The sequence below is a fragment of the Pseudomonas sp. HS6-2 genome, assembly GCF_049325675.2.
Lineage (GTDB): Bacteria > Pseudomonadota > Gammaproteobacteria > Pseudomonadales > Pseudomonadaceae > Aquipseudomonas > Aquipseudomonas putida_N.
The window spans coordinates 1,963,433-1,986,811 of record NZ_CM143906.1 but is presented as its reverse complement, the minus strand read 5'-3'; the positions used below and the strand labels follow the sequence as shown (position 1 = coordinate 1,986,811).

Genomic DNA, 23,379 nt, shown 5'->3' with positions numbered 1-23,379 from the left:
CTCATGTTCAGTGCTTTTCGGTATCCGGGTTGGCGGTGGTACGGTTGACCTTGGCCAGCGGCAGCGGCAGCAGCTTGCCCATCGGCTCGCGGCGCACCTGGCGCAACGGCCGCAGGCCGACCACCATCTTGCGCGCCACCAGCAGGTAGACCCCGCCGCCAGCACACTGCCAGCCCCCCGCCATCCGTTCCCAGCCTGCCAGGCGTTGCTGCCAGGCCGGCGAAGTGAGCGGCGGACGATAGCACCCGAAGCGGCGTTTCTCCAGCGCGAAGCCCAGCAGATTGAGCCAGTCACCGACCCGTGACGGCGAGATGCAGCGCGCCTTGCGCAGGGCACCATGGCTGAAGAAATGGCGCACGCCCCAGCCGCTCCAGGGGTTGATGCCGACGATCAGCAGGTGCCCGCCAGGGCGCACCGCGCTGGCTGCCTCGCGCAGCAGGCCATGGGGCGACAGGCTGAAGTCCAGGCCATGCTGCAGCACCACCACGTCGGCGGCGTGCTCGCTCAAGGGCCAGGCCTGTTCCTCGCAGACGATCTCCACCCCCGGCAGCGGTGCGCCAAGGCGCACGTTGCGCTGCACCTGAGGCGCGCTGGGCGGCGCCTCGGCACAGGGGCCATAGTGCACGAGGTAGCCACCGAAGAAGCGCCCGAGCTCCTCTTCCAGCAGTTTTTCCTCTTCCTTCAACATCAGTTGGCCGAGTGGGCCGTTGAACCACTCACGGGCCAGTCTGATCAGCTCGACCCACTCCGGGTCGGCCTGAGCAAAGGCTTGGTCGGTCATTGCGCTCTCCCTCGAAGGTTCTCGCACCGCGCCATCGCGGCTAAGATGCCCTCATGTGCCACGCCAGGCGATACGGATCCGCACCATGATACAGATCGACGCTCTACCCGCTTTCTCCGACAACTACATCTGGTTGTTACAGGATACTGCCAAACGCCGTTGCGCGGTGGTCGACCCCGGTGAAGCCGGCCCGGTGGAGGCCTGGCTGGCCGCCCACCCCGGCTGGGTGCTGGACACCATCATGGTGACCCACCACCACCATGACCATGTCGGCGGTGTCGAACGCCTCAAGCAGCAGACCGGTGCCAGCGTCTGCGGCCCGGCCCAAGAACAGATTCCGGGCCGCGACCTGGCGCTGGACGAGGGCGACCAGGTCAACGTGCTGGGCGTGGTCTTCCAGGTACTGGCCGTACCGGGACACACCCTGGGACATATCGCCTACTTCAGCGACCAGCCGACAACACCGCTGCTGTTCTGTGGCGACACCTTGTTCGCCGCCGGCTGCGGTCGCATGTTCGAAGGCACGCCGGAACAGATGCAGCCCGCCCTCGCCCGGCTGGCGGCGCTGCCGGAGCAGACCGAAGTCTATTGCACCCACGAATACACCTTGAGCAACCTGCGCTTTGCCAAGGCCGTGGAGCCCACCAACCCGCACGTTCTGCAGCGGTTCGAAGACGTTACCCGGTTGCGCGCCGAAAATCGCATCACCTTGCCATCAACGATCGGTCTCGAGCGCCTGACCAACCCCTTCCTGCGTACCGCTGAAACATTAGTTAAACAAAAAGCAGACGAATGGAAGGGACATTCAAACGACTCGCAGGTCACTGTTTTTGCTGCTTTGAGGTCTTGGAAGGACACCTTCTGATAACCTCAAGATATATCGCAGAGGGTTCACAACGGTTGACCCAGGAGGGTGCGGTTTCTAGAATCGCCGAAATTTTTCGCCCGGAAACCTGTCTCAGCCGATGTCTTCCCGTAGCCGCAGAAACGCTCATTCAGTCGCCCTGACGCGCCTGGCCCAAATCAGTGCGCTGGCGCTGGCCGCCACCCTGGTGGGCTGCCAGAGCACCCGTCAGCTCGACGAAGCCGACAGCGTTCGCGCGCACACCTACCAGGCACGGATCAAGCACAAGCCCTCGCCGCTGGCGGTCAAACCGGCCGAACCGCCGCAGGATGTGTGGGAGCGCATGCGCCAGGGCTTTGCCCTGCAGGACAACATCGACGTCAACCCGCGCATCGAGCAGCAGCGCCTGTGGTTCGCCAGCAACCCGACGTTCCTCGAGAGCGCCGGCGAGCGCGGCAGCCTCTACCTGCACTACATTGTCGAGCGCCTCGAAGAACGCGACATGCCGCTGGAGCTCGCGCTACTGCCGGCAATCGAGAGCGCCTACAACCCAATGGCCTACTCGCGCGCCAGCGCGGCGGGCATGTGGCAGTTCATGCCGGCCACCGGTCGCCATTTCAACCTGCGCCAGACCAACTTCTACGATGGCCGTCGTGACATCACTGCGTCGACCAACGCCGCACTGGACTACCTGACCCGCCTGCACGACATGTTCAACGGCGACTGGCTGCTGGCCCTGGCGGCCTACAATGCAGGGGAAGGCACCGTCAGCCGTGCCATCGAGCGCAACGAAAAGCTCGGCCTGCCCACCGATTACTGGAACCTGCCACTGCCACAGGAAACCCGTGACTACGTACCCAAGCTGCTGGCACTGTCGCAGGTGGTCTCCACGCCTGAAGCCTATGGTGTGAACCTTACCCCCATCGCCAACGAACCCTACTTCGAAGCGGTGGCCATCAATGATCGCCTCGACCTGTCGCGGGTCGCCGCCTTCGCCAACATCGACGAAGACGAACTGATCCAGCTCAACCCGGCCTTCAAGAAACGCATGACCGTGGATGGCCCCAAGCAGCTGCTGGTGCCGACCGCCAAGGCCCAACTGCTCAGCGACAGCCTGTCCAACCTCAAGCCCGAGCAGCTGGTCAGCCTGCAGCCGAACAAGGCCGTGTTCGCTGCCGCCGTGGCCGAAGCCACGGCGCCTGCCGCGCGCAGCTACCGGGTCAAGCGAGGCGACAGCCTGAGCAGCATCGCCAAGGCCAACCGCGTTGCGGTCAAGGACATCCAGCGCTGGAACAAACTGCCGGGCAACCGCCTGAAAGCCGGTCAGGTCCTGGCCCTGCGCGGCGGCAACGCGCCGAGCGCCGCAGGCAACCGCGTGGCTGCCTCGGGGCAGCGCTCCACCCAGTACAAGGTACGCAAGGGTGATTCGCTGTACCTGGTTGCCAAACGTTTCAATGTCGAGATGAAGCACCTCAAACGCTGGAACCCACGCAGCGGTCATGCGCTGAAACCGGGCCAAACCCTGACGGTTTATCTATCTCGCTAAGTCACCCTGTTGCCTCTTCCAAGACGCAGGCTCATCTGTCGCCAAGACTGAAATCGGGCCCGCTGTCATATCTATGTACCTCACGACTTGGTGACGCGCGGTGATCATGCAACCTCACATCACAAGCGAGGATCACCTGATGAGCACGCCGCGTGAACTGTTCGACAAAAACATCTTTCAAGCTTTCACGTTTGACCGCATAGACTATGCCAGCCAGGGAAGAGTGGGAGTCAACCCTTCGATCGATCTTGATCTGTACACACTGAAGTTTAATGATCCCGCATTTCGGATCGAACAGTCGACCGAACACCTGGAATCCAATGGTGGCCTCTACACGGGGCCAGTCACTGATTCGTTTTTCTACCACAACCGATACTCCGGCGGTGTCGTTCTGGACGATATCGAACCCGAGAATCACAGCTACCTGCACTACGCTTTACCGGTCGGGCCGGCAGTAACCCATGAATGGTTCGGGCAGTCCGTGACGTTCAACGATACTCCTGGGCAAATGAATGTACTGCGTATCAGCCGACGTAATCGTAAAGCCCCAACACGCGCCTCACGCGACACATATTGGAAACTATTCGATCAGAACGGCGCCGAATACAGGGTCAAATTCACCGCCGCTGATAATGGAAATGTAATCGGCGTCGCACGCTACAGCGGCTGAGACCCACCTCGAAACAGAGCGCCTCAGCAGCGCTCTTTTTCCAACCCCGCCAAGCTGTTACTGTACCCCGACCAAAGCCCAACGCCTCTGGATCGGATGCCGACTTGATACGTCCCCTCCTGCTGTCATTCAGCCTGGCCTTGAGCTTCCCCGCCGTCGCGATGGTGAGCGAAAGCCACGGATACGCGCAGTTCGGCACGCTCAAGTACCCAGCCACATTCACCCACTTCGACTGGGTCAACCCGCAAGCGCCCAAGGGCGGTACCTTGCGGGCCATGGCATTCGGCACCTTCGACACGCTCAACCCCTACACCTTCAAGGGCACCAGCCCGGTCACCACGCCGAACTTCCTGCAGTATGGCATCAGCGAGCTGAACGAAACGCTGATGGTCGGCACCGGCCAGTACGACCCGTCCGGTGACGAGCCCACCTCCAGCTATGGCCTGATCGCCCGTTCGGTGGAGTACAGCGAAGACCGCAGCTGGGTGGTGTTCAACCTGCGCCCGGAAGCCCGCTGGCATGACGGCGCGCCGATCACCGCCGCCGACGTGGCATTCTCGTACCGTACCCTGCTCAAGCAAGGGCACCCGATCTACCGCACCAACCTGCAGGAGGTGCAGCGCGTCGACATCCTCGGCCCGCTGCGCGTCCGTTTCGTCTTCAAGCGCGCCGGCAACCCACTGCTGATCCTGCGCCTGGGCGAAATGCCGGTATTGCCCAAGCACTACTGGCAAAAGCGTGACTTCGAGGCCACCACCTTCGAACCACCGCTGGGCAGCGGGCCGTATCGCATCACCCAGGTGGAACCTGGCCGACGCCTGGTGTTCGAGCGGGTGAAGAACTACTGGGGCAAGGACCTGGCGGTGAACCGCGGCAAGTACAATTTCAACCGCGTCGAGTACGAGTTCTACCGCGATGCCACCGTGGCCTTCGAAGCGTTCAAGGCCGGTGAGTTCGACATCTATATCGAGCACCAGGCGAAAAACTGGGCCAATGGCTACAACTTCCCGGCCGTGCGCCGTGGCGAGGTGATCAAGGCGCAGATCCCGCACCGCATCCCCACCCAGACCCAGGGCCTGTTCATGAACAGCCGCCGGGCCACCTTCAGCGACCCCAGGGTGCGCCAGGCGCTGGGCCTGATGCTCGATTTCGAGTGGACCAACCGGGCGCTGTTCAGCAGCGCGTACCGCCGTGCCACCAGCTACTACCCCAACAGCGAGCTCGCCGCCAGCGGCGTGCCCACCGGTAAGGAATGGCTGCTGCTGGCACCGTTCCGTGACCAGCTGCCCGACAAGCTGTTCACCCAGCCCTACCAGGTCAGCCACACCGACGGGCGCGGCATTGGCCGCCAGACCCTGCGCCAAGCGCTGGGCCTGCTCAATCAGGCTGGCTGGAAGCTCGACGGCCAGCGCCTGGTCAACGCCAAGGGCCAACCGTTCAGCATGGAGCTGCTGCTGGTGAACCCAAGCCTCGAACGCATCCTGCAACCTTATGTCGAAAACGTGGCCAGCATCGGTATCGATGCGCGCTTGCGCACGGTGGACCGTGCCCAGTACAAACAACGCCTGGACCAGTTCGACTTCGACATGATCCTGATGACCTTGAACCAGACCTTGAGCCCGGGCCTCGAACAGTGGCTGTACTTTCATTCCAGCCAGGCCTCGACCAAAGGCAGCAAGAACTATGCAGGGGTCAAGGACCCGGTGGTCGACCACCTGCTCAACAATTTGCTGGCCGCACGCACCCGCGACGATCAGGTCGCCGCCGCCCGCGCCCTGGACCGCGTGCTCTCATGGCAGTACTACATGATCCCCAACTGGTACCTCGACAATCACCGCCTGGCCTACCGCAACCGGTTCGCCTTCATCACCACGCCGCCCTACACCCTCGGGCTGAATACCTGGTGGATAAAGCCTTCGGAGAAAGCCCAATGAAGCCGACGCTACGCCTGGCCTGCAGCCTGCTGTTCGCCTGCCTGAGCCTGCCCGCGCTGGCTGCGCCGCAACACGCGCTGACTTTGTACGACGAGCCGCCGAAATACCCGGCCGACTTCAAGCACTTCGACTACGTCAACCCCGACGCGCCCAAGGGCGGCACCTTCCGTCAGTCCAGCTTCGGTGGCTTCGACAGCCTCAACCCGTTCATCAACAAAGGCATCTCGGCCGACAACGTCAGCATCATCTACGACACCCTGATGCGTCAGAGCCAGGATGAGCCGTTCACCGAATACGGCCTGGTCGCCGGCAAGATCGAGAAGGCCCCGGACAACAGCTGGGTGCGCTTCTACCTGCGCCCCGAGGCACGCTTCCACGATGGCCACCCGATGCGTGCCGAAGACGTGGTATTCACCTTCAACACCCTGATCAAGGACGGCGCCCCGCTGTACCGCCAGTACTACGGGGATGTGGCTGAAGTGGTCGCAGAAGACCCACTCAAGGTGCTGTTCAAGTTCAAGCACAACAATAACCGCGAGCTGCCGCTGATTCTCGGCCAGCTGCCGGTGCTGCCCAAGCATTGGTACGAAGCCCGCGAATTCACCCGTGGCAACCTCGAACCGCCGCTTGGCAGCGGCCCGTACAAGGTCGCCGAGGTCAAGGCCGGGCGCTCGATCCGCTACGAGCGGGTCAAGGATTACTGGGCCAAGGACCTGCCGATCAACCGCGGGTTCTACAACTTCGACGCCATGACCTTCGATGTCTACCGTGACACCAACGTGGCGCTGGAGGCACTCAAGGCCGGGGCCTTCGACTACGAACTGGAGATGAGCGCGAAGAACTGGGCGACCGCGTACGACGTTCCCGCCGTACGCGATGGCCGCCTGATAAAGGAAGAAATACCCAACGGCAACCCGGTGGGCATGCAAGGCTTCGTCTTCAACCTGCGCAAGCCGGTGTTCCAGGACGTGCGTGTACGCAAGGCACTCAGCCTGTTGTTCGACTTCGAATGGACCAACAAGCAGCTGTTCAACGGCGCCTACATTCGCACCGACAGTTACTTCGAGAACTCCGAAATGGCCGCCAGTGGCCTGCCCTCGCCGGCCGAGCTGAAAATCCTCGAACCGCTGCGCGGCAAGGTCCCCGAGCAGGTGTTCACCGAGGCCTTCGCCAACCCGACCAGCGACGGCAGCGGGATGATCCGCGAGCAACAGCGCCAGGCCTACAAGCTCCTTCAGGAAGCCGGCTGGAAGATCGTCGACGACAAGATGGTCGACAAGGATGGCAAACCGGTCAGCATCGAGTTCCTGCTGGCACAGACCCAGTTCGAACGCGTGCTGCTGCCGTTCAAGCGCAACCTCGCCGACTTAGGGATAGGCTTCGAGATCCGCCGCGTGGACGTCTCGCAATACATCAACCGCCTGCGCTCGCGTGACTTCGACATGATCGTTGGCGGCTTTGCGCAATCCAATTCGCCCGGCAACGAACAGCGCGAGTTCTGGTCCAGCTCTGCCGCCGACAACCCCGGCAGCCGCAACTTCATCGGCCTGCGCGACCCGGCCATCGATCAACTGGTGGAGGAACTGATCAATGCCGACTCGCGCCAGAGCCTGATCGACCACTGCCGCGCCCTCGACCGCGTGCTGCAATGGGGTTACTACGTGGTGCCCAACTGGCATATCAAGACCAATCGGGTGGCCTACTGGAACCACATCGGCCACCCCAAGGTATCGCCCAAGTATGACGTCGGCATCGACACCTGGTGGGTCAAACCGGACGTGACACCAGCGGTCACCGAAGCCCCTGCGGACGAGGCCAACTGACATGCTGGCCTATATCCTGCGCCGCCTGCTGCTGATCATCCCGACCCTGTTCGGCATCCTGATCATCAACTTCATCATCGTCCAGGCCGCCCCCGGCGGCCCGGTGGAGCAGATGATCGCCAAGCTCGAAGGCTTCGAGGGCGCCACCAGCCGCATCGCTGGCGGCGGCGCCGAAGTTTCGGTGGCCGGTTCCAACTACCGCGGCGCCCAGGGCCTGGACCCGGCGCTGATCGCCGAGATCGAGCATATGTACGGCTTCGACAAGTCAGCGCCCGAACGCCTGTGGATCATGGTCAAGAACTACGCCACCCTGGACTTCGGCAACAGCTTCTTCCGTGACGCCAAGGTCATCGACCTGATCGCCGAGAAGATGCCGGTGTCGATCTCGCTGGGGCTGTGGAGCACGCTGATCATGTACCTGGTGTCGATCCCGCTGGGCATCGCCAAGGCCGTGCGCCACGGCAGCCACTTCGACGTCTGGACCAGCTCGGCGATCATCGTCGGCTACGCCATCCCGGCGTTCCTGTTCGCCATCCTGCTGATCGTGCTGTTCGCCGGTGGCAGTTACTTCGACTGGTTCCCGCTGCGCGGCCTGACCTCGAACAACTTCGAGGAGCTGTCCACCACGGGCAAGGTGCTCGATTACTTCTGGCACCTGGTGCTGCCGATCACCGCCCTGGTGATCGGCAACTTCGCCACCATGACCCTGCTGACCAAGAACAGCTTCCTCGACGAGATCAACAAGCAGTACGTGGTTACCGCCAAGGCCAAGGGCCTGAGCCGGCCGCGCGTGCTGTATGGGCATGTGTTCCGCAATGCCATGCTGCTGGTGATCGCCGGCTTCCCGTCGGCGTTCATCGGCATCTTCTTCACCGGCTCCCTGCTGATCGAGGTGATCTTCAGCCTCGATGGCCTGGGCCTGATGAGTTTCGAAGCGGCCATCAACCGCGACTACCCGGTGGTCTTCGGCACCCTGTTCATCTTCACCCTGCTCGGGCTGGTGGTGAAGCTGATCGGCGACCTGACCTACACCCTGGTCGATCCACGCATCGACTTTGCCAGCCGGGAGCACTGACATGGCCCTGTCCCCCCTCAACCGCCGGCGCTTCGAGCGTTTCAAGGCCAACCGCCGAGGCTGGTGGTCACTGTGGCTGTTCCTGATCCTGTTCGGCCTGAGCCTGGGCGCCGAGCTGATCGCCAACGACAAACCGATTGCCGTGCGCTACGAAGGCTCGTGGTACTTCCCGGCATTCAAGCGCTACCCGGAAACCACCTTCGGCGGTGAATTCCCGCTGGAAGCCAACTACAAGAGCCCGTACATCCGCGACCTGCTGGAGAAAAAAGACAGCTTCGTGGTCTGGGCGCCGATCCCGTTCAGCTACCAGAGCATCAATTACGACCTGCGCGTACCGGCTCCGGCGCCGCCCTCGGCGGACAACTGGCTGGGTACCGACGACCAGGGCCGCGACGTGCTGGCGCGAGTGATCTACGGCTTCCGCGTGTCGGTGCTGTTCGCACTCACCCTGACCGTGCTCAGTTCCATCGTCGGCGTCATTGCTGGCGCCCTGCAGGGTTTCTACGGCGGCTGGGTGGACCTGGCCGGGCAGCGCTTCCTGGAAATCTGGTCCGGCCTGCCGGTGCTGTACCTGCTGATCATCCTCGCCAGCTTCGTGCAGCCCAACTTCTGGTGGCTGCTGGGTATCATGCTGCTGTTCTCGTGGATGAGCCTGGTGGACGTGGTACGCGCGGAGTTCCTGCGCGGGCGCAACCTTGAATACGTGCGCGCGGCCCGAGCCCTGGGCATGCGCAACGGCGCGATCATGTACCGGCACATCCTGCCCAATGCCATGATCTCGACCATGACCTTCATGCCGTTCATCCTCACCGGTGCCATCGGCACCCTTACCGCGCTGGACTTCCTCGGCTTCGGCCTGCCCCCCGGCGCACCGTCGCTGGGCGAGTTGGTGGCGCAAGGCAAGTCCAACCTGCAAGCCCCGTGGCTGGGCATCAGCGCCTTCGCCGTGCTGGCGATCATGCTGAGCCTGCTGGTGTTCATCGGCGAATCCGCCCGCGATGCCTTCGACCCGAGGAAGTGAAATGAGCGAACAGAACCTGATCGAAGTGCGCGACCTGGCGGTGGAGTTTGTCACCGGCGAGCAGGTCAACCGGGTGGTCGACGGCATCAGCTTCGACATCCGCAAGGGCGAGACCCTGGCCCTGGTCGGCGAAAGCGGCTCGGGCAAATCCGTCACCGCGCACTCGATCCTGCGCCTGCTGCCCTACCCCCTGGCCCGCCACCCCAGGGGCAGCATCCGCTATGAAGGCAAGGACCTGCTGCAGCAGAACGAGAAGACCCTGCAACGTATTCGCGGCAATCGCATCGCGATGATCTTCCAGGAACCGATGACCTCGCTGAACCCACTGCACTGCATCGAGAAGCAGATCAACGAAATCCTCCTGCTGCACAAGGGCCTGACCGGCAAGGAAGCCACAGCGCGCACGCTTGAGCTGTTGGAAATGGTCGGCATCCCTGAACCGCGCAAGCGCCTGAAGGCCCTGCCTCACGAACTGTCCGGCGGCCAGCGTCAGCGGGTAATGATCGCCATGGCCCTGGCCAACGAGCCGGAGCTGCTGATTGCCGACGAGCCGACCACGGCGCTGGATGTGACTGTGCAGTTGAAGATCCTCGACCTGTTGAAAAAGCTGCAGGCAAAGTTAGGGATGGCCTTGCTGCTGATCAGCCACGACCTCAACCTGGTACGGCGCATCGCCCACCGCGTGTGCGTGATGCAACACGGGCAGATCGTCGAACAGGCCGAGTGCGCCACGCTGTTCAGTGCCCCGCAGCATCACTACACGCAGATGCTGATCAATGCCGAGCCCAGCGGGTTGCCGGCGCATAACCCGGTAGGGGCGCCGCTGCTGGAGGTGAATGACCTGAAAGTCTGGTTCCCGATCAAGAAGGGGCTGCTGCGCAAGACGGTTGACCACGTGAAGGCGGTGGACGGGATCAACTTCAGCCTGCCCCAGGGGCAGACGCTGGGGATTGTTGGCGAATCCGGGTCAGGCAAGTCGACTCTGGGGCTGGCGATTCTGCGGTTGATCTCCAGCCAAGGCGGTATCCGCTTTCATGGCCAACAGCTCGAAGGGATGAACCAGAAGGCAGTGCGGCCGCTGCGGCGGGAAATGCAGGTGGTGTTCCAGGACCCCTTTGGCAGCCTGAGCCCGCGCATGTGTGTGGCGGATATCGTCGGCGAAGGGCTGCGGATTCACAAGATCGGCACGCCGGAGGAACAGGAAGCCGCAATCGTTGCGGCGCTGGAGGAAGTGGGGCTGGACCCGCGCACTCGCCATCGCTACCCCCATGAGTTTTCCGGTGGTCAGCGCCAGCGGATCGCCATTGCCCGCGCGTTGGTGTTGAAGCCGGCGCTGATCCTGCTGGATGAGCCGACCTCAGCGCTGGACCGCACGGTGCAGCGTCAGGTGGTGGAATTGCTGCGCAATCTGCAGGCCAAGTACAACCTGACATACCTGTTCATCAGCCATGACCTGGCGGTGGTGAAGGCGCTAAGCCACCAGTTGATGGTGATCAAGCATGGGCATGTGGTGGAGCAAGGCGATGCGCGGGAGATCTTCCATGCGCCGCAACACGTTTATACGAAACAATTGTTGGAAGCGGCATTTTTGGGGGAGTGATACGGGGGCCTGCCTGCAGAATGCATGAAGCTCTATTAGATCGAGCGCCGCGCGGACGGCGCTCGATCTCAGCTACTCTGCAAAAACCAAGGCATGCACCTGTCAGCCCTACTGCAATCCCTTGGCAGGCCCACTCACCGGCAAGCGAACACCGGAACTCAGACGGTTTCAGTCATCAGAAATTCTGATCACGATCGTCTTTCATCATCAGCCAGATCGGGAATAGATTCTCCACCGTCAACCCCAGCAGCAACGGTAGAGCCCATGCCCAGCCCACAACAAAAACCCGCCTCCCCTGCCCTCGACACGCTGATCCAGCGTTCTGGCCTGCCCAGCCCCACTCTCAGCGAAGCCCAGGCGCATACACTGCTGCAAGCGCACTACGGCCTGGATGGCGACCTGACAGCTCTGGGCAGCCAGCAGGACCTGAACTTCCGCGTGGACACAGCGCAAGGGCGCTTCGTGCTCAAGGCCTGCCATGGCAGCTATGCCGAGGTCGAACTGCAGGCGCAGCATGCCGCCCTGACCTACCTGCGCGAGCGGGGCTTGCCAGTACCCGCCGTGCAAGCTGCGCAGGATGGCGAAACCTTGCTGGCAATGGACATCGACGGGCAACCCCTGCGGGTGCGCCTGCTCGACTACATCGACGGCCAGCCACTGACCCGCCTCAAGCACATGCCGCCACGCCTGATGGCTGAACTGGGCAGGCTGTGCGCACGGCTCGACCAGGCCTTGGTCGGTTTCGACCACCCTGGCCTGGAGCGCACCCTGCAATGGGACCCGCAACATGCCCAGGCGCTGATCGAACACCTGCTGCCAGTGCTGCAGGATGCCAGCCAACGCACCCGTATCGAGCAGGCCACGCGCCTGGCCAGCAAGCGCCTGGCACCCTTGGCGCAGCGGCTGCCGACCCAGGCCGTGCACCTGGATATCACCGACGACAACACCGTGTGGGCCCGCGACGAGCAGCGCCAGTGGCAACTGCAGGGCGTGATCGACTTCGGCGACCTGTCGCGCACCTGGCGCATCGCCGACCTGTCAGTGACCTGCGCAGCCTTGCTGCACCATGCCGAAGGCGACCCGCTGCGTATCCTGCCGGCGGTCAGCGCCTACCAGGCCCTCAACCCACTGACCGAGGCTGAACTGCGTGCCTTGTGGCCGTTGGTACTCAACCGTGCAGCGGTGCTGGTGCTGAGCAGCGCGCAGCAACTGGCCGTGGACCCGGACAACCAGTACACCCGCGACAACGTCGCCCATGAGTGGGAAATCTTCGATACCGCCACCGCCGTGCCATTCGCCTTGATGGAGGCGGCCATTCTCCAGGCGGCCGGTCTGCAGGCCGATGCCGCCGACCTGACGGGCTGTGCGCCGCTGCTCCCCGAGTTGGCCGGGCAAGCGGTCAGGCGAATCGACCTGGGCGTGCTCAGCGCGCACTGCGAAGCCGGCAACTGGGAACAGGCGGGCTTCGACCAGCAGCTGCTGAGCTCGCAACCTGCACCGGCCTGCAGCCTGCACGGCCAGTATCGCCTGTCACAAACCCGTGTCGATCGCCCCGAAGAGCCTGCCACCTGCGCGCTGGGCGTGGAACTGCATGTGTCCAATGGCAGCCCGGTTCAGGCGCCGGAAGCAGGCATCTGGCAACGTCACGGCGACGGTCGCGGCTGCCTGCGCACGCCACAATGGGCCTTGTGGTTACAAGGCCTGGAAGAGGCCCCGGCGGATGGCCAGACCGTGACGAAAGGGCAATCGCTGGGCAGCAGTTGCGGCTTTCTCAGTGTCCAGCTGTGCCTTGACACCCACATCCAGCCGCCGTTCTTCGCTACTCCGTCGCAAGCTGACGCCTGGCTGGCCCTGTGCCCGTCGCCTAGCGCGCTGCTGGGCTTCGATTGCGACGCCGAACCATTGCCCGACCCACAGGCCCTGCTGGCCCGTCGCGATGCCAGCTTCGCCCGCTCGCAGAAGCACTACTACACGCAGCCGCCGCAGATCGAACGCGGCTGGCGCAATTACCTGATCGACCTGCAAGGTCGCTCGTACCTGGACATGCTCAACAACGTCGCCGTGCTCGGCCATGGCCACCCACGCATGGTCGCCGAGTCGGCACGCCAGTGGTCGCTGCTCAACACCAACTCGCGCTTCCATTACGCCGCCATCACCGAGTTCTCCGAGCGCCTGCTCGACCTCGCACCCGAGGGCTTCGACCGGGTGTTCATGGTCAACAGCGGCACCGAGGCCAACGACCTGGCGATCCGCCTGGCCTGGGCCTACAGCGGCGGCCGCGACCTGCTCAGCGTGCTGGAGGCCTACCACGGCTGGTCGGTGGCCACCGATGCCATTTCCACCTCCATCGCCGACAACCCCCAGGCCCTGGAAACCCGCCCCGACTGGGTGCACCCGGTGGAGGCACCGAACACCTTCCGCGGCCGCTTCCGCGGTGCCGACACGGCGACCGACTACCTGCGCGATGTCGACGCCAAGCTGGCCGACCTCGATGCCCGTGGCCGCCAGCTGGCCGGCATCATCTGCGAACCGGTGTACGGCAATGCCGGGGGCATTTCGCTGCCGGCCGGTTACCTGCGCCAAGCCTATGCCAAGGTCCGCGCCCGCGGTGGCGTGTGCATCGCCGACGAAGTGCAGGTCGGTTATGGCCGCCTGGGCGAGTACTTCTGGGGCTTCGAGGAACAGGGCGTGGTGCCCGACATCATCACCATGGCCAAGGGTATGGGCAACGGCCAGCCGCTGGGTGTGGTGATCACCCGCCGCGAGATCGCCGAGGCACTGGAGGCCGAGGGTTACTTCTTTTCCTCGGCCGGCGGCAGCCCGGTGAGCTGCCGCATCGGCATGGCGGTACTGGACGTGATGCAGGAGGAAGGCCTGTGGGACAACGCCCGCGACACCGGGCGCTATTTCAAGGCGCGCCTGCAGGCGCTGGTCGACAAGCACCCGCTGGCTGGCGCGGCGCATGGTTCGGGCTTCTACCTGGGGCTGGAGCTGGTGCGCAACCGTGAAACCCTGGAGCCGGCGACCGAGGAAACCATGCTGCTGTGCGACCGCCTGCGCGAACTGGGGATCTTCATGCAGCCGACCGGCGACTACCTGAACATCCTCAAGATCAAGCCGCCGATGTGCACCACCCGGGCGAGCGTCGACTACTTCGTCGACAGCATTGACCGGGTGCTTGGCGAAGGCCTGTAAGGGGGCTGTCAAGCGGGCCGGCGAGTGTTCATACTTTCCGGCCTCCTTCTCAGGTTTGCGGACATGGCCTTCAGCAGCGACTCCCTGGCAATTTTCCTCGCAGTGCTGGAAGCGGGCTCATTCTCTGCCGCCGCGCGCAAGCTGGGGCGGGTGCCGTCGGCCGTGAGCATGGCCATCGCACAACTGGAGGCAGAGCTGGACCTGGCTCTGTTCGACCGCGCTACACGTAAAGCCTTGCCCACCAGCGCCGCCCTGGCGCTGGAGCCGCAAGCCAGGCAGGTGATCTGCCAGCTCAACCTGCTCGACGCCCAGGCCCTGCAACTGCATCAGGGGCTGGAAAAACGCCTGACCATCGCCATGGCCCCGGAGCTGCAGACCGGCCGCTGGAGCCAGCCGCTGGAAACCCTGGCGAAGGAGTTCCCCAGCCTGGAGATCGAAGTGCGCTCGGCGACCCAGACCGAGGCGGTGCGCTTGCTGCATGAGGGCAGCGTGCAACTGGCGCTGGTGTTCGAACGCCCGGGGATCGATGAGCGCGAGTCCTTTCTCGAAGCGGGCAGCCAGTTGCTGGTGGCTGTCGCTTCACCGCGTCATCCTGCAGGCAGCAACAGTGGCACGCCGCTGCCTGAAGAAGCGTTTGCCGAACAGCGGCAGATCATCGTGGCTTCGGGCAAGGCCACCGGCTCGGACCCGCGCATGGTGCTGTCGCGGCGGATATGGTTGACCGACAGCTATCTGGCGACGCTCGACCTGGTGCAGTCCGGCCTGGGCTGGGCCTACTTGCCGCAGCCGCTGGTGGAGCCGTTGATCGCTTCGGGGGCACTGGCCGAGGTGCGGTTTGACAACATGGCCAGCCGGTTGCGGCTGTGGGTGGACATCATCTGGCTGAAGCCGCGGCCGTTGGGGCTGGGTGCCAGGCGCTATCTGGAAGTCATGCGCCAGCTGTTCGAGAAAGAACCCCCCAGGGCTTGATATCACGCATATCTCCTGTAGGAGCGGGCTTGCCCCGCGAACACCGGCGGAGCCGGTGCCATGCATATCACGGGATGGCACCGGCTCCGCCGGTGTTCGCGGGGCAAGCCCGCTCCTACAGGGTGCTGCTTCATTCATGAAAGCGGGGCCACCAGGCGGTAGCCCACCCCGGCCTCGGTAATGATGAAGCGTGGCGCCGTCGGGTCATCGCCAAGCTTCTGCCGCAAATGCCCCACCACGATCCTCAGGTAGTGGGTGTCGTCGACATGGGTCGGTCCCCAGATGTCCTTGAGCAATTGCTGCTGGGTAATCACCCGCCCTGGATGCCCCGCCAGCTGCGCCAGCAGTGCGTACTCCTTGCGCGTCAGCGCGATCTCCACACCCTCCAGGGTCACTTTGCGGAAGGCGAAATCCACCACCAGCGGCCCGAAGCTCGCCGTCACTTCGCTGCCGCCCGACTGCGGCACCTGGCGTAGCAGCGCACGCACGCGGGCCAGAAACTCCTGGATGCCGAAAGGCTTGGTCACATAGTCATTGGCGCCGCCATCCAGCGCATCGACCTTCTGCACCTCGCTGGCCCGCACCGACAACACCAGCACCGGCACCGCGCTCCACTCGCGCAACTCGCGCAGCACCTGCTGGCCGTCCATGTCGGGCAGGCCGAGGTCGAGCACCACCAGGTCGGGCTTGGCCAGCGCGGCCTGGGCCAAGCCTTCGCTGCCGGTGGCGGCTTCGATCACCTTGTAGCCCTGGGAGCTGAGGCTGATGCGCAGGAACTTGCGGATCTGTGGTTCGTCGTCGATGACCAACAGGGTGGCGGACTGGCTCATGGTGTTTCGCTTTCGGCTTCGGGTTGCTGGGGCAGCGGCAAGCATAGAGTGATGCAGGTGCCGTGGCCATCGATGCCTTCGCCTACCAGGATCTGCCCGCCGTGGGCACCGATCATGCCCTGGCAGATCGCCAGGCCCAGGCCGGTGCCCTGCCCACCACGGTCGCCACGGGCAGCGGTGTAGAACATGTCGAAGATCTTCTCGCGTTCGGCCACCGGGATACCGGGGCCCTGGTCGCTGACGGCGAAGTGCAGCTGCTCGTCGTGCACCGAAACCTGCAGGTCCAGGCGACCTTGCGCGGGCGAGAAGCGTGCGGCGTTTTCCAGCACATTGATCAGCGCCTGCTCGATCAGCGCGGCGTGCACGAACAGCAACGGCAGCTCGCCGGGCACCTCGGTGTGTACGTGCAACGGCGCCAGCACCGCGCGCAGCCGGTTGAGGGCACTGCCGACAATATCAGCCGGGGCCACCCAGTCGCGGGCAAGCTTGAGGCCGCCGTGGCCGAGGCGGGTCATGTCGAGCAGGTTCTGGATGTAGCGGTCCAGGCGTTCGGCTTCGTTGCGCGTGCCTTCGAGCAGCTCGCGGCGATCTTCAACGGGGATCGCCTCGCCAAGCGCCAGCAGGCTGTCGATACTGCCGCGCATGGCTGTCAGTGGGGTGCGCAGGTCGTGGGACACGGAGGCGAGCAAGGCACTGCGCAGCTGCTCGGTTTCGCCGTGCAGGCGGGCGGCTTCGAGCTGTTCGGCCAGCCTGGCACGAGCCAGGGCCTGTGCCAGGGGTTGGCCAAGGGCCATCAGCAAGCGCCGACGCTGGGCAGTCAACGGCTCGCCAGAGCGTGGGCGCACCCCGAGCAGGGCCAGGGGCTGATCGTCAACTGCCAGCGGCCACCACCACCAGCGCCCGTTGGGCAAGGTATCACTGCCGTGGCCTGCAGCCTGGCCATGCTGCCAGGCCCACTCGGCGGCGGCACGTTCGTTATCGCTCAAGACCTGGGTTTCACCGCTCGCCAGGTGCAGCAGCCCTTCGCTGTTGCGCTCCAGCAGGCACACCTGCACGTCTTTCCAGCCATTGAGGTGGCGACCGGCGGCGTTGAACACAGCCTGGCGGTCAGTGGCCACGGTCAGGCGACGCGACAGGTCGAGCAGCTGGTTGGTCTGCGCCTGGGTTTCGCGCAGGGCCTGCAACTGGCTGCGCTGGCGGGCCGCGAGGTTGCCGGTGAGGGCCGCCATGAGCAGGAAGAACACCAGCGTCAGCACGTCTTCCTCGCGCTGGATGCTGAACGAGAAGTTCGGCGGAATGAACAGGAAGTCGTAGGTCAGGAACGACAGCGCCGCACAGGCCAGCGCCGGGCCCAGGCTGCTGCGCACGGCCACCAGCAGCACGGCGGCGAGGAACACCAGCGAGATGTTGGGCAGCGCCAACACGCTCGACACGCCCCAGGCCAGGCCGGCGGCCAGCACCGTGGCCACCAGCGCCAGCAAGTAATGACGCCAGACCCACACCCGGCTGACCGCCGCACGCGCCGGCCGTGCCTGGCTGTCGCGGTCGAGCACATTGATCTCCAGGCCATGGCTTTCGCGCAGCAGCCGGGTGGCGACGCCGGCGCCGAACAGGCGACGGCGCAGCCGGTCACGGGATTGCCCGACCAGCACCAGGCTGGCGCGACGCTCGGCGGCGTGCTGGATCAAGGTCCGCGCCACCTCGCCGGCACGCAGCAACACCACCTCGCCCCCCAGGCGCTCGGCCAGTTGCTGGGCCGCCTGCAGGCGCTGGCGGGCAGCTTCGTCACGCAAGCGGCCGTTGTCGACGTGCACCAGGCTCCACGGCAGATGACGGCGCTGGGCTACACGGCTGGCGTGGCGCACCAGGCGCTCGGCCTGCTCATCGCCATCGACGCCCACCAACAGGCGCCCACGCAAGGCAGGCGCCGCTTCGCCACGCAAACGGTAACCGTGGGCCAGGTCGGCATCGACCTGGGCGGCGGCGGTCTGCATGGCCAGCTCGCGCAGGGCAGTAAGGTTGGTTTGCGAGAAGTACGCATCGATGGCGGCCCGTGCCTGCTCCGGCACATACACCTTGCCTTCGCGCAGGCGTTCGAGCAGTTCGCGCGGCGGCAGGTCGATCAACACCAGCTCGAAGGCTTCCTGCAGCACCCAGTCCGGCAGCGTTTCGCGCACATGCACGCCGGTAATGCCGCGGACCTTGTCGTTGAGGCTTTCCAGGTGCTGGACGTTGACCGTGGTGTACACGTCGATGCCGGCGGCGAGCAGCTCTTGCACGTCCTGCCAGCGCTTGGCGTGACGGCTGCCGGGGGCGTTGGTGTGGGCCAGTTCGTCGACCAGGACCAAGGTCGGCGCGGCCTTGAGCAGGCCGTCGAGGTCCATTTCCTCGAGGGTGACACCGCGGTATTCGCTGCGCAGCAAGGGCTGCTGGAGCAGGCCGCCAAGCAGCGCTTCGGTTTCGCTGCGGCCATGGGTTTCGACTACCCCGGCCAGCACTTGCACGCCTTGGCGTTGCTGGGCGTGGGCGGCCTGGAGCATGGCAAAGGTCTTGCCCACGCCTGGGGCGGCACCGAGGAAGACCTTGAGCCGACCGCGACCGCTGCGTGGGAGGGTGGCCAACAGCGCGTCTGCGCGGGTGGAGTCACTCATGTTTCATCCTTTGTTCTGCACTTACGTCTCGGACCTCATCGCGAGCTTTGCTCGCTCCTACGGGCGAACGCATTCCCCCGTAGGAGCGAGCAAAGCTCGCGATGAGGCCCGCAACCTAGCCCATTAGAGGCGATCAAGCGCCTGGTTCAAGGCCAGCACATTGACCACCGGTGGCCCGATCAATGGGTGGAGGGTGGCCTCTTCCAGCAAGGCTTGCAAGCGCTCCACCGGTATCTGCCGCGCCGCCGCTACCCGAGGAATCTGGTAGGCCACCGCTTGCGGTGGCAAGTGCGGGTCGAGGCCGCTGCCGGAGGTGGTCAGCAAGGCCTGCGGCACCGGCCCCAACTGTGCCTGGTATAGCGCTGCAGCATCGCCCTTGACCCGTTCGGCCAGAGCCGGATTGCTCGGTGCCAGGTTGCTGGCGCTGCTGGCCACGGTGGCAAAAGCACCCGCCGAAGGCCGTGAATGGAACCAGCCATCGCCCTGGAAATCCTGGGCGATCAAGGCCGAACCCCGCACCTGCCCGCGCTCATCGCGCACCAGGCTGCCATTGGCCTGCTCGGGGAATGCCAGCTGGGCAACCCCGGTCACCGCCAGCGGGTACAGCGCGCCAGTGACGACCGTCATCAGCAGGATCAGGCTCATCGCCGGGCGTACGTAACTGTTCATGGTGGCCTCCTCAGACCAGGTGCAAGGCATTGAGCAGCAGGTCGATCAGCTTGATCCCGGCAAACGGCACGATGATGCCGCCCAGCCCGTAGATCAGCAGGTTGCGCCGCAGCAGGTGCGCCGCGCTCGCCGCCTGCACACGCACACCGCGCAGTGCCAGCGGGATCAGCACGATGATGATCAACGCGTTGAACACGATGGCCGAGAGGATCGCGCTCTGCGGGCTGGCCAGGTGCATCAGGTTGAGCACGCCGAGTTGCGGGTAGATGGCAGCGAACAGCGCCGGCAGGATGGCGAAGTACTTGGCCACGTCATTGGCGATGGAGAAGGTAGTCAGCGCTCCGCGGGTCACCAGCAGCTCCTTGCCCACCTGCACCACGTCCAGCAGCTTGGTCGGGTCGCTGTCCAGGTCGACCATGTTGGCCGCCTCGCGCGCCGCTTGGGTTCCATCGTTCATGGCCATGCCGACGTCTGCCTGGGCCAGCGCCGGGGCGTCGTTGGCGCCGTCGCCGCACATCGCCACCAGGCGGCCGTCGTTCTGCTCCTGGCGGATGCGTGCCAGTTTCTTCTCCGGCGTGGCTTCGGCGAGCACATCGTCCACGCCGGCCTCGGCCGCGATGGCTGCGGCGGTCAGCGGGTTGTCACCGGTCACCATCACAGTGCGGATGCCCAGCTTGCGCAGCTCGGCAAAACGCTCGCGGATGCCCGGCTTGACCACGTCCTTGAGGTGGATCACGCCGAGCAGGCGTTTATCCAGGCACACCAGCAACGGGGTGCCGCCGCTCTGTGCGATCCTCTCAACTTCACGGGCCAATGCGGTGGGCAGGTCCAGGCGCTGCATACCGACGAAGGCCAGCACGGCATCGACGGCGCCCTTGCGATAGCGGTGCTGCTGGAAGTCGATGCCCGACAGGCGCGTCTCGGCGCTGAAGGCGATGGCCTGGTACTGCCCAGCTGACGGTTCGATGAAGTCGTGCAACTGGCGCAGGTACTCGACGATCGACTTGCCCTCGGCAGTGTCGTCGGCCAGCGAAGCGAGCAAGGCACCCTCCCCCAGCTCCTTGGCGGTCACGCCCTGGGCCGCGTGCAGGGCGCTGCAGCGGCGGTTGCCGAAGGTGATGGTGCCGGTCTTGTCGAGCATCAACGTATGCACGTCGCCGGCCGCCTCCACTGCGCGGCCGGAGCGGGCGATCACGTTCAGGCGCACCAGGCGGTCCATGCCGGCGATGCCGATGGCCGAGAGCAGGCCGCCAATGGTGGTGGGGATCAGCGTCACCAGCAGCGCGGCGAGGAAGATCAGCGGCAGGCTGCCGCCGGCGAAATGGGCGAATGGTTGCAGGGTCACCACCACGATCAGGAAGATCAGGGTCAGACCGATCAGCAGGATGTCGAGGGCGATTTCGTTGGGGGTCTTCTGCCGCTTGGCGCCTTCGACCAGGGCGATCATGCGGTCCAGGGTCGACTCGCCGGGGTTGCTGGTGATGCGGATCAGCAGCCAGTCGGAGACCAGCCGGGTGTTGCCGGTAACGGCTGAGCGGTCACCGCCGGATTCACGGATGACCGGCGCGGACTCGCCGGTGATGGCCGCTTCGTTGACCGCCGCGATACCTTCGAGCACCTCACCGTCGCCGGGGATCATCTCGCCAGCCACCACACGCACCACATCGTCTTTGCGCAGCGCCGTGGCCGCGACGCTCTCGAAACTCCCATCGCGTTTGCGGCGCTGTGCCGTCAGCCCCTGGCTACCGGCCTTGAGGCTATCGGCGCGAGCCTTGCCACGGCCCTCGGCGAGGGCCTCGGCAAAGTTGGCGAACAGCACGGTGAACCACAGCCACAGGGCAATCTGCACGGCAACACCGGTGCTGACGCCATTGCCAGGCGCGAAGCACAGCGCGGTGGTGAGGATGGCCGTCAGGGCGACCACCAGCATCACCGGCGCCCGTTTTAGCTGGCGCGGATCGAGCTTGACGAAGGCCTGCACCAGCGCCGGCCGCCACAGGGCCGCAAAGCGGGTCTGGTCCTTGGCACTGTGTGAGGCTTTCACTTCAGGAATGGGCATGTTCATGGATGATTCCTCAGAAACCCAGGCTCAGTTGTTCGGCGATTGGCCCGAGGGCCAGGGTCGGCAGGAAGGTCAGGCCACCGACCAGCAGGATTGTCACCAGCAACAGGCAAGCGAACAGCGGGCCATGGGTGGGGAAGCTGTTGCTGCCCTGGGGCACGCTCTTCTTCGCCGCCAGGCTGCCGGCCAGGGCCAGGATCGGCAGGATGTAGCCGAAGCGGCCGATCAGCATGGCCAGGCCGATCATCACGTTGTGATACACCGTGTTGGCGCCAAACCCGGCGAACGCCGAGCCATTGTTGGCGGTGCCTGAGGTGTAGGCGTACAGCAACTGACTGAAGCCGTGGGCGCCCGGGTTGCTCACTGCACCTGCCGGGCCTGGCAGGCTGGCGGCGATGGCGCCAAGCACCAGCACGCCCACCGGCATCACCAGCAAGGTCGCCACCAGCAGCTGCACCTCCCGCGCTTGCAGCTTCTTGCCCAGGTATTCTGGCGTGCGGCCAATCATCAATCCGGCCAGGAACACGGCGATCAGCACGAACAGCAGCATGCCGTAGAGCCCGGCGCCGACGCCGCCGAAGATCACTTCACCCACCATCATGTTGACCATCGCGACCATGCCGGTCAGCGGGTTGAGGCTGTCGTGCATGGCATTGACCGAGCCATTGGAGGCCGCTGTGGTGGTCACGGTCCACAGCACCGAGCCGGTGGTGCCGAAGCGGCTCTCCTTGCCTTCCATCGGCGCGCTCTGCTGCACCTGGGCGCTTTCCAGCGCCGTATTCGGCTGGTATTCCGACCACAGCGCCGTACCGCCACCCAGCAGGAACAGCGCGAGCATACAGGCGATGATGGCGCGGCTCTGGCGCAGGTCCTTGACGTAGTGCCCGAAGGTGAACACCAGCGCCACCGGGATCAGGATGATCGAGGCCACCTCGAACAGGTTGCTCCAGGCCGTGGGGTTTTCGAACGGGTGAGCCGAGTTGACGCCGAAGAAGCCGCCACCGTTGGTGCCCAGCTGCTTGATGGCGATCTGGCTCGCGGCCGGGCCCAGTGGGATGGTCTGGTCGGCGCCTTGCAGGGTCACGGCATGGGCGTAGTCGGCGAAGGTCTGCGGCACGCCCTGCCATACCAGCAGCAGCGCCAGCAGCAAGCACAGCGGCAGCAGGCCGTAGAGGGTAGCGCGGGTCATGTCGACCCAGAAGTTGCCCAAGCTGGTGGTAGAACGGCGGGCGATGCCGCGGCACAGCGCAACCAGCACGGCCAGGCCAGTGGCAGCGCTGACGAAGTTCTGCACGGTCAGTCCGAGCATCTGGCTCAGGTAGCTGACCGACGCTTCACCGCTGTAGGCCTGCCAGTTGGTGTTGGTGACGAAGCTCACCGCTGTGTTGAAGGCCAGCGACCACTCTTGGCCAGGCAGGTGCTGCGGGTTGAGTGGAAGGTAGCCTTGCAGCAGGAGCACGCTGAACAGCAGCAGGAAGCCGGCCAGGTTGAAGGCCAGCAGGGCCAGCATGTACTGCTTCCAGTTCTGCTCCTGGTCGGCGCGCACGCCAGCCAGGCGGTAGCAGCCCTGCTCAACCGGGCCAAGCACGGGCGTCAGCCAGGTGCGCTGCCCTTCCATGACCTTGTAATAAAAGCGCCCAAGCCAGGGTGCTGGCAGCAGCACAATGGCGAAGAAGGCCAGCAGCAAAAGGTAATCGTAACTGTGCATG

The 23,379-nt window shown here is 64.7% G+C and carries 16 protein-coding genes; 10 read left to right on the top strand and 6 right to left on the bottom strand.

What is annotated here, in order from left to right:
• Positions 1-7: 7 nt before the first annotated feature.
• Positions 8-781 (bottom strand): class I SAM-dependent methyltransferase, encoded by a 774-nt coding sequence (locus tag ACOKS3_RS09240; RefSeq protein ID WP_103446643.1) that lies wholly within the window; start codon positions 779-781, stop codon positions 8-10.
• Between the two features lie 85 nt (positions 782-866).
• Here ACOKS3_RS09240 and gloB point away from each other — a divergent pair, with 85 nt between their 5' ends.
• The 10 genes from gloB to ACOKS3_RS09190 all read left to right on the top strand — a co-directional run bounded on the left by gloB (position 867) and on the right by ACOKS3_RS09190 (position 15,458).
• Positions 867-1,646: a hydroxyacylglutathione hydrolase gene (gene gloB, locus ACOKS3_RS09235; protein WP_422763274.1), complete on the top strand. Its 780-nt coding sequence runs from the start codon at positions 867-869 to the stop codon at positions 1,644-1,646.
• Between the two features lie 100 nt (positions 1,647-1,746).
• Complete coding sequence (locus ACOKS3_RS09230) at positions 1,747-3,171, top strand: lytic transglycosylase domain-containing protein (protein WP_103446641.1); 1,425 nt, start codon at positions 1,747-1,749, stop codon at positions 3,169-3,171.
• Positions 3,172-3,310: 139 nt separating this feature from the next.
• Entirely contained in the window at positions 3,311-3,841 is a 531-nt protein-coding gene (locus tag ACOKS3_RS09225; protein ID WP_422763273.1) for a hypothetical protein, read from the top strand.
• 104 nt (positions 3,842-3,945) lie between these two features.
• Positions 3,946-5,775: an extracellular solute-binding protein gene (locus tag ACOKS3_RS09220; protein WP_422763272.1), complete on the top strand. Its 1,830-nt coding sequence runs from the start codon at positions 3,946-3,948 to the stop codon at positions 5,773-5,775.
• A complete protein-coding gene (locus tag ACOKS3_RS09215; protein WP_422763271.1) occupies positions 5,772-7,598 on the top strand; it encodes an extracellular solute-binding protein in 1,827 nt (608 codons plus the stop codon). The genes ACOKS3_RS09220 and ACOKS3_RS09215 overlap by 4 nt, the downstream gene beginning before the upstream one ends.
• Before the next feature lies 1 nt (position 7,599).
• Complete coding sequence (locus ACOKS3_RS09210; RefSeq protein ID WP_103446638.1) at positions 7,600-8,673, top strand: microcin C ABC transporter permease YejB; 1,074 nt, start codon at positions 7,600-7,602, stop codon at positions 8,671-8,673.
• A gap of 1 nt (position 8,674) precedes the next feature.
• Positions 8,675-9,694 carry an ABC transporter permease gene (locus ACOKS3_RS09205; RefSeq protein ID WP_422763270.1) on the top strand — a complete coding sequence of 340 codons (1,020 nt, stop codon included), beginning with the start codon at positions 8,675-8,677 and terminating at the stop codon, positions 9,692-9,694.
• Position 9,695: 1 nt separating this feature from the next.
• Positions 9,696-11,294 carry an ABC transporter ATP-binding protein gene (locus ACOKS3_RS09200; RefSeq protein WP_422763269.1) on the top strand — a complete coding sequence of 533 codons (1,599 nt, stop codon included), beginning with the start codon at positions 9,696-9,698 and terminating at the stop codon, positions 11,292-11,294.
• 264 nt (positions 11,295-11,558) lie between these two features.
• Positions 11,559-14,489 (top strand): aminotransferase, encoded by a 2,931-nt coding sequence (locus tag ACOKS3_RS09195; RefSeq protein WP_422763268.1) that lies wholly within the window; start codon positions 11,559-11,561, stop codon positions 14,487-14,489.
• 63 nt (positions 14,490-14,552) lie between these two features.
• Complete coding sequence (locus ACOKS3_RS09190) at positions 14,553-15,458, top strand: LysR family transcriptional regulator (protein WP_103446634.1); 906 nt, start codon at positions 14,553-14,555, stop codon at positions 15,456-15,458.
• Between the two features lie 134 nt (positions 15,459-15,592).
• Here ACOKS3_RS09190 and ACOKS3_RS09185 read toward each other — a convergent pair whose 3' ends face one another.
• The 5 genes from ACOKS3_RS09185 to kdpA form a co-directional block, all read right to left on the bottom strand.
• Positions 15,593-16,288: a response regulator gene (locus tag ACOKS3_RS09185; protein WP_103446633.1), complete on the bottom strand. Its 696-nt coding sequence runs from the start codon at positions 16,286-16,288 to the stop codon at positions 15,593-15,595.
• Positions 16,285-18,939: a DUF4118 domain-containing protein gene (locus ACOKS3_RS09180; RefSeq protein WP_422763267.1), complete on the bottom strand. Its 2,655-nt coding sequence runs from the start codon at positions 18,937-18,939 to the stop codon at positions 16,285-16,287. The genes ACOKS3_RS09185 and ACOKS3_RS09180 overlap by 4 nt, the downstream gene beginning before the upstream one ends.
• Before the next feature lie 123 nt (positions 18,940-19,062).
• Entirely contained in the window at positions 19,063-19,608 is a 546-nt protein-coding gene (kdpC, locus tag ACOKS3_RS09175) for a potassium-transporting ATPase subunit KdpC (RefSeq protein ID WP_103446631.1), read from the bottom strand.
• A 10-nt stretch (positions 19,609-19,618) separates the two neighbouring features.
• Entirely contained in the window at positions 19,619-21,673 is a 2,055-nt protein-coding gene (gene kdpB / locus ACOKS3_RS09170; protein WP_103446630.1) for a potassium-transporting ATPase subunit KdpB, read from the bottom strand.
• 10 nt (positions 21,674-21,683) lie between these two features.
• Entirely contained in the window at positions 21,684-23,378 is a 1,695-nt protein-coding gene (kdpA, locus tag ACOKS3_RS09165) for a potassium-transporting ATPase subunit KdpA (RefSeq protein WP_103446629.1), read from the bottom strand.
• Position 23,379: the final 1 nt, after the last annotated feature.

Bases quoted from the DNA above. Each gene is read 5' to 3' on its own strand.
- ACOKS3_RS09190 (WP_103446634.1), top strand. From the start codon at position 14,553: ATGGCCTTCAGCAGCGACTCCCTGGCAATTTTCCTCGCAGTGCTGGAA.
- kdpA (WP_103446629.1), bottom strand. From the start codon at position 23,378: ATGCACAGTTACGATTACCTTTTGCTGCTGGCCTTCTTCGCCATTGTG.
- ACOKS3_RS09180 (WP_422763267.1), bottom strand. From the start codon at position 18,939: ATGAGTGACTCCACCCGCGCAGACGCGCTGTTGGCCACCCTCCCACGC.
- ACOKS3_RS09215 (WP_422763271.1), top strand. From the start codon at position 5,772: ATGAAGCCGACGCTACGCCTGGCCTGCAGCCTGCTGTTCGCCTGCCTG.
- kdpC (WP_103446631.1), bottom strand. From the start codon at position 19,608: ATGAACAGTTACGTACGCCCGGCGATGAGCCTGATCCTGCTGATGACG.
- ACOKS3_RS09195 (WP_422763268.1), top strand. From the start codon at position 11,559: ATGCCCAGCCCACAACAAAAACCCGCCTCCCCTGCCCTCGACACGCTG.
- ACOKS3_RS09225 (WP_422763273.1), top strand. From the start codon at position 3,311: ATGAGCACGCCGCGTGAACTGTTCGACAAAAACATCTTTCAAGCTTTC.
- ACOKS3_RS09200 (WP_422763269.1), top strand. From the start codon at position 9,696: ATGAGCGAACAGAACCTGATCGAAGTGCGCGACCTGGCGGTGGAGTTT.
- gloB (WP_422763274.1), top strand. From the start codon at position 867: ATGATACAGATCGACGCTCTACCCGCTTTCTCCGACAACTACATCTGG.
- ACOKS3_RS09210 (WP_103446638.1), top strand. From the start codon at position 7,600: ATGCTGGCCTATATCCTGCGCCGCCTGCTGCTGATCATCCCGACCCTG.
- ACOKS3_RS09230 (WP_103446641.1), top strand. From the start codon at position 1,747: ATGTCTTCCCGTAGCCGCAGAAACGCTCATTCAGTCGCCCTGACGCGC.
- ACOKS3_RS09205 (WP_422763270.1), top strand. From the start codon at position 8,675: ATGGCCCTGTCCCCCCTCAACCGCCGGCGCTTCGAGCGTTTCAAGGCC.
- ACOKS3_RS09185 (WP_103446633.1), bottom strand. From the start codon at position 16,288: ATGAGCCAGTCCGCCACCCTGTTGGTCATCGACGACGAACCACAGATC.
- ACOKS3_RS09240 (WP_103446643.1), bottom strand. From the start codon at position 781: ATGACCGACCAAGCCTTTGCTCAGGCCGACCCGGAGTGGGTCGAGCTG.
- kdpB (WP_103446630.1), bottom strand. From the start codon at position 21,673: ATGAACATGCCCATTCCTGAAGTGAAAGCCTCACACAGTGCCAAGGAC.